The sequence below is a fragment of the Methylobacterium sp. WL116 genome, from assembly GCF_008039455.1.
GTDB lineage: Bacteria > Pseudomonadota > Alphaproteobacteria > Rhizobiales > Beijerinckiaceae > Methylobacterium.
This window is the reverse complement of record NZ_VRUV01000247.1, coordinates 1-6647: the sequence shown is the minus strand read 5'-3', so window position 1 is coordinate 6647 and position 6647 is coordinate 1. Positions and strand designations below refer to the sequence as shown.

Genomic DNA, 6647 nt, shown 5'->3' with positions numbered 1-6647 from the left:
CAACCTGATCGGGCCGGCCTACGGCACCTTCAACATGCCCTCCGACCTCGCCGGCGCCGTCGCGGCGGGCGCCGCGCTCGGCGGCATCGCGCAGGCGCTTGGCCATCGAGATCCGGACCAGGACCGGCTGGCGCTCGACATGCGCGTCGAGGAGCGCCCGCGCGGCCTCGTTCCACGGCAATTCGCGATGCATCCGCGCCGGCGTCGCCTCGACCGCATCCATGTCGCGGGCGAGCGGCAGGATGTGGAAGAGCATGTCGAACAGCGCGTTGCAGACTTCCTGCACGAGGTAGGTCGCGCCGGAATAGCCCATGAACGGCGTGCCGGTGTGCCGCCGGATGATCGCGCCGGGGAACGAGGCCGGCACGAACACCGCCCGGCAGCCGCTCTCGGCCGCGTACATCCGCTCGTTGAACGAGCCGAACAGCACCAGCGGCGGATCGTTCGCGATGGCCGCGCGCACGGCCGCGTTGTCGGGCTTGGCGCCGGGCTTTCGCGCGAAGGCGAAGGTGCAGGGCAGCCCCATCTCCTCCTCGAGGAAGTGGCGCACGCCGCGCGCGTAGGTGTCGGTCGCGACGATGCCGAAGCTCGCGGTGCCGAAGAAGTCCTGCGTCACCGAGCGCCACAGGTCCCAGACCGGCTTGATCGTGGTGTGCTTCTCGCGCTCGATGAACGGCTCGGGATCGAGGCCGAGGGTCTCGCCGAGCGAGCGCAGGAACTTGGTGGTCGAGAGCACGCCGATCGGCGCCTGCAGGTAGGGCCGCTCCAGGTCCTCGCAGAGCAGGCGCCCGAACTCGCGGTAGAGGCAGACGTTGGCGTCTGCATTGACGAGCTTGGGCACGTCGGCGAGATGCGAGCCCAGCGGGAAGACCAGGTTGATCTCGGCGCCGATCCCCTCGACCAGCCGCCGGATCTCGGCGAGGTCGGAGGGCATGTTGAAGGTGCCGTAGGCCGGCCCGATCAGGTTGACCCGCGGGCGCTCGCCCTCCTTGCGCGCGGGACGCGGCGGGATGCCCTTCTTGGCGAAGCGCTTGGCGCCGTATTCCTGCCAGAGCCAGCGCATCGCCCGGTCGGCGGTCTGCCACTGGTCCTCGTCGATGGTGCGTGGCAGGAAGCGCTGGATGTTGGTGCCCTCCGGCGTGACCCCGCCGCCGATCATCTCGGCGATCGAGCCGGTGACGACGACGCTGGGCTGGCCGGGATCGAGCACCGCATGCGCCCGCTTCATCGCGCCCTCAGTGCCGTGGCGGCCGAGCTCCTCCTCGCCGAGGCCCGTGACGACGATCGGAAGCTCGTGCGGCGGCAGCGCGTCGGTGTAGTGCAGCACCGAGGTGACCGGCAGGTTCTCGCAGCCGACGGGGCCGTCGATGATGACCTGCAGGCCCTTGATCGCCGTGAAGACGTAGACGGCACCCCAGTACCCGCCGGCGCGGTCGTGATCGAGGACGAGCATCAGGCCATCTCCCCGATAGGCGTGTTGTCCAGCAGGAGACCTTGGTCGTGCTTCTTCGGCGCGGGCGCCCGCGCCACGCTCTTGCGCAGCTGCGGCACCGCCTCCCAGACGCCGGCGGCGTGGCCGGTGCCGACGCCCTCGAAGAAGCCGCGCATCGCGTCGAAGCGGCCCTTGTTGCCGAGCGCGGCGTTGATCACCTTGGCGAGCGAGCCGGCGCCGGCGACGCCCATCAGCGGCCGTGCCGAGATCAGGTTGGTGAAGTACAGGGCCGGCGTGCCGGCCTCCTTGGCCTTCTGCACCACCGGCGTGGTGCCGACGGCGAGGTCGGGCCGGTATTCGCGCATCGCGGCGAGGTCGTCCTCGAGCGAGGCCCGGAACTTCACTTGGACGCCGCGGGCCTCGAGCCAGTCGCGGTCGGCCTCCGCCCAGGGCGTCCTCGGGCAGGCGGTGCCGACGTAGCGCAGGTCGGCGCCGCTTTCGATCAGCAGGCGCCCGACCAGCAGCTCCGAGCCCTCGTAGCCGGAGAGGGTGATGCGGCCCTGGATCGGGGCGGCGGCGAGCACGCCGCGGATCGGCGGCAGCAGGCGGTTCTTGGCGGCCTCGACCAGGCCGCGCGGGACGGCGCAGGCCTCGCCGATCCGGTCGAGCCAGTCCGCGGTGCCGTCGACGCCGACCGGCGCCGAGCCGACGATCGGCCGGCCGGCCGCCTCGAACTCGCGGATGCTCGCGGTGTAGAACGGGTGGATCGCCGCCACCGCCGCGCCGTCGAGCGCCGCGTAGAGCTCGCGCCATTCGCGGGTCGGGACCACGGGGCCGGCGGCGAGGCCGAGCGGCTCCAGCATCGCGCCGATCACCACGGGATCGGCGGGGAACATCTCGCCGAGCAGCGTCACCGTCGGGCGCTCGGAGCGGCCGGCGCGCGGCGCCTGGACCGGGCCCTGCTCGGCTTCCGTGCGCGCGAACCGCAGCATCGCGCCGGCGAGCACGTCCTTGGCCTCGGCATGGGTCGGCACCCCGAAGCCCGGCACGTCGATGCCGATGATGCGGACGCCGTCGATCTCCTTCGGCAGCAGGCGCAGCGGCACGCCCGAGGCCGTCGGCACGCAGAGGTTGATCACCACGACGGCGTCGTAATCGGCGGGCTTGGCCGTGAGGAACACCGCCTCGCGGATGTCCTCGAACAGCTTGCCGGTGACCAGCGTCTCCGAGTTGAACGGCACGTAGCCGACCGAGCGCTTGGCCCCGTAGAAGTGCGAGGTGAAGGTCAGCCCGTAGACGCAGCAGGCGGAGCCGGACAGGATCGTCGCGGTGCGCCGCATCCGCAGGCCGACCCGGAGCGAGCCGAAGGCCGGGCACATGCTCTGCGGCTGGTCGTGCGGCCCGACGGGGTAATCCTTGGCCAGCCGGTCCAGCGTCTCGCTCATGCCGGCCTCGGCGGCGGCGGCCCGCATCACGTCCTTGCCGGCATGGCAGCCGAGGCCGTCGCCCTTCGTCGCCGCGAGGTTCACGGCCGGCGCCTGCGCGGCGGCGAGCGTCGAGGCCGGGATTTCCTGGCGGGCGCGGAGCGCGGCGATGTCGAGGGTGACGGCCATGCGCCTCAGACCTCGTCGTAGACGACTTCGAGGGACGGCTTGGCGACGTGGGCGACGCCGCACATGTCCTCGAAGGTCGCCGGCACCAGCACCACGTCGCGGCCGGTGGTCTCGCTGGAGAACAGGCCGAGGAGGCCGTCCTGCGAAAGCGGCGCCGGGTGATTGGGCTTCGCCTCGGCGACGTTCTGGGCGAGATCGGCGAACAGCGAGCCCCAGCGCCCGTCGGGCCGGCCGATGATCTCGTAGTTCGCGCTCTTCCTGCGGATGTCGTCGTCGGCCGGGATCGAGGCCAGCACCGGGATGCCGACGGCGGCGGCGAAGGCCTGGGCCTCGCCGGTGTGGTCGTCCTTGTTGATCACCAGGCCGCCGACGCCGACGTTGCCGCCGAGCTTGCGGAAGTATTCGACCGCGGAGCAGACGTTGTTGGCGACGTAGAGCGACTGCAGGTCGTTCGAGCCGACGACGATGACCTTCTGGCACATGTCGCGGGCGATCGGCAGGCCGAAGCCGCCGCAGACCACGTCGCCGAGGAAGTCGAGCAGGACGTAGTCGAAGCCCCATTCATGGAAGCCGAGCTTCTCCAAAAGCTCGAAGCCGTGGATGATGCCGCGGCCGCCGCAGCCGCGCCCGACCTCGGGGCCGCCGAGCTCCATCGCGTAGACGCCGTCGCGCTTGAAGCAGACGTCGCCGATCGCCACCGGCTCGCCGGCGAGCTTCTTCCGGGTCGAGGTCTCGATGATGGTCGGGCAGGCCTTGCCGCCGAACAGCAGCGAGGTGGTGTCGCTCTTCGGGTCGCAGCCGATGAGAAGGACCTTCTTGCCCTGCTGGGCCATCATGTAACTGAGGTTGGCCAGGGTGAACGACTTGCCGATGCCGCCCTTGCCGTAGATCGCGATGATCTGCGTTTCCTTCTTCGCCGGCGCGGTCGCCACCGGATCCGGCTCGATGGCCGCTTCGGCGCGGAGCGCGGCGTTGGTCAGGTGCATGTTCATGCGTTCCTCCAGTCGAGGATCATCTTCAGGCACTCGGGCTCGCCGAAGGCCGTGCGATAGGCCTGCTCCGCCTCCGACGCCGGGCGCCGGTGGGTGATCAGGCCGTCGAGGGAGAGAGCGCCGCGTGCGACGAGCGCGCTCACCGCCGCGAGGTCGTGCGGCCGGAACTCGGCCGCGACCCGGATCCGGGCCTCGCGCAGGAAGGCCGGCGGGAAGGCGAAGGCGAGCGGCGCCTCGTAGAAGCCAGCGAGCACGATCTCGCCGCCGGAGCACAGCCGCCCGATCAGCGTGTCGAGGAGGCTCGCATCGCCGCTGACGTCGGTGATCGTTGCGTAGTCGCGGCGCTCGTCCTGATCGGGGTGGATGACGGGATAGGCGAATTCGCCCCGCGCCCGGACCGGATTGGTCTCCCACACCGTCGGCATCGCGCCGGACAGGGCGGTGAGCCGGGCCAGCAGGCGCCCGAGCACCCCGTGGCCGACGATCAGCGAGCGCTCGCCGGGGGCGTTGCTCGCCATCGCGTGGTAGGCGGTGGCAGCGAGCGCCAGCAGGATCGCCTTCTCGCCCAGGGCGGGGTCGACCGGCACCAGCTTCTCCGCCGGCACGATCAGGTGCGAGGCGGCGCCGCCGAACAGGCCGCGCACCGTGCCGAAGCAGCGCGCGCCCGGCACGAACACCGCCTGGCCGACGCTCAGGTCCGAGCCCGCGGGCGCCGATTCGACGGTGCCGACCGACTCGTAGCCCGGCACCAGCGGGTATCCCATGCCGGGGAAGCTCGGCATCCGCCCGGTCCAGAGCAGGCGCTCGGTGCCGGTGGAGATCCCGCTCCAGGTGACGGCGACCACCGCGTCGCCCTCTGCGGCCGGAGTCAGCGGCAGGCGGTTGAGCGCCAGCACCTCCGGTTTCTCGAGAACGACGGCGAGCGCGTCCATGTGCGGTGCCTCTTCCATCCCCGGCCCGACTCTCCCGGTCGGCCATCAGTCATCCTAGAATGACAATGAAAAGCGTCAAGGCAAATTTACACTTCGCTGCGCTTGCGGGCGACGACGAGGCGCGTCAGCAGGGGACGACGGGTCTTCACGCTGCGGATCGCGTCGAATCCGGCATCGCGAAGCATCGCGGTCAGCTCCTCGACGGTGCGGGCGCGGCCGCTGCCCATGGCGAGCAGGTAGAAGCCGAAATAGGCGTCGCCGATCGGCTCGGCCCCCCGCGTCCCGGCCATCGGCTCGGCGATGAGCAGCGTGCCGCCGGGGGGCAGCGCGTCGTGCGCCGCACGCAGCAGCACCGCGGCGCGGGCGTCGTCGTGATCGTGGACGATCCGCACCAGCGAGATCGCGTCGGAGCCGCGCGGCAGCGGATCGGAGAAGAAGTTTCCGCCGCGGCAGGCGACCGTCAGGCCCGCCGCACCGAGGCGCGCCTCGGCCCGGGCGGCGACCGCCGGCAGGTCGAACAGCATCAGGTGCAGGCCGGGGTGGCGGGCCGCGGCGGCGGTGACGAAGGCGCCCTCCCCGCCACCGACATCCATCAGGCAGGCGTGCGATCCGAGCGGATAGGCGTCGAGCACGTCCTCGGCGATCAGCGCCTGCGAGGCCGCCATCAGGCGGCTGTAGCCGGCGACCGCCCCGGCCTCCGCGGCGTCCGGCTCGGCGGCCTTGGCGTAGGGCCAGTAACCCGAGAGTTGCGTCGGGGGTCCTTCGCCGCGCAGCAGCGCGACCGGGTCGGCGAGATCGGCGTAGAGCATGGCGTGATGCTCGATCATCGCCGCCACCGACGGGTTGCCGATCAGCGCCGCGCCGAGGTCGGCCAGCGCCCAGCGCGCGTCGGGCAGGCGGCCGATCAGGTCGAGGGAGGCGGCGGCCTTCAGCAGGCGCTCGGCTCGCTCCGGTGCGAGACGGAGGCGCTCGGCCACCACGGCCGTCGCGAGCGGGCCGGGCTGCAGCGTGTGGAACAGGTCGAGCCGGACGCAGGCGAGCAGCACCTGGGAGTAGGTGAACCCGGCGCAGAGGTCGAACAGCGCCCGGGTGTTCGTCCGCGCGATGCGGCGCGTCAGCGGAAACCCGGCGGCCCAACGCTGGAATGCGGGGCTCGCGACGCGGGCGATGCGGAAGGCGCGCCAGCGCTCGCGAAGGTTTCGAAACGCGAGCCACCCTCCCCCCGCCGAGGCGAGCGGGACGGCGCGGAGGCCGTTCTTCTCCCCGCCGGAGACGATGCCCACGCTGGTTTCCGCCGCCATGCCCCTCGCCTCAGGCGAATTCGTGGGCGAGGCTCGCGGGCAGGAAGAGCCGGGTCTGCGCGGCGATCTCGGCGCGCAGCGCGTCGGCGCCCGGGCAGGTCGGGATCACCTCGATCGCCTCCGCCGAGAGGCGCTTCAGCCGCTCGAGGGCGCCGCCCATGCCGAGGAGCAGGGCGGCGTTCGGCCGGCCGAGGGTAGCGTCGCGGCCGGCGGGCTTGCCGATCTCCTCCTGGCGGCAGGCGACGTCGCGCAGGTCGTCGGCGACCTGATAGGCCTCGCCGAGGCATTCCCCGAGGAGCCGCCACGGCAGCGGCGACGCCTATTTCGGCTTCTACCTGCTCGCCATGGGCAGCGGCCGCGCCCGCACCGTCGAGGAG

Annotated in this window: 5 protein-coding genes and 1 pseudogene; all 6 read right to left on the bottom strand. The window is 72.0% G+C overall.

Annotated features, from left to right (window positions below; translation table 11 throughout):
* On the bottom strand, positions 1–1453 hold a 1453-nt coding region (gene bchZ / locus FV223_RS16910; protein ID WP_147728123.1), incomplete at its 3' end, for a chlorophyllide a reductase subunit Z.
* On the bottom strand, positions 1453–3045 hold the full coding sequence (bchY, locus tag FV223_RS16905) for a chlorophyllide a reductase subunit Y (protein WP_147728122.1): 1593 nt from the start codon (positions 3043–3045) through the stop codon (positions 1453–1455). The genes bchY and bchZ, both read right to left, overlap by 1 nt.
* A gap of 5 nt (positions 3046–3050) precedes the next feature.
* Positions 3051–4037: a chlorophyllide a reductase iron protein subunit X gene (locus tag FV223_RS16900; protein WP_147728121.1), complete on the bottom strand. Its 987-nt coding sequence runs from the start codon at positions 4035–4037 to the stop codon at positions 3051–3053.
* Positions 4034–4969, bottom strand: coding sequence for a chlorophyll synthesis pathway protein BchC (bchC, locus tag FV223_RS16895; RefSeq protein ID WP_147728124.1), 936 nt, complete (start codon positions 4967–4969; stop codon positions 4034–4036). Before bchC ends, FV223_RS16900 begins: the two co-directional genes overlap by 4 nt.
* A gap of 86 nt (positions 4970–5055) precedes the next feature.
* Complete coding sequence (locus FV223_RS16890; protein WP_147728120.1) at positions 5056–6270, bottom strand: methyltransferase; 1215 nt, start codon at positions 6268–6270, stop codon at positions 5056–5058.
* A 10-nt stretch (positions 6271–6280) separates the two neighbouring features.
* Positions 6281–6583 (bottom strand): annotated as a pseudogene (locus tag FV223_RS16885) (polyprenyl synthetase family protein); the annotation flags it as partial.
* Positions 6584–6647 lie beyond the last annotated feature (64 nt).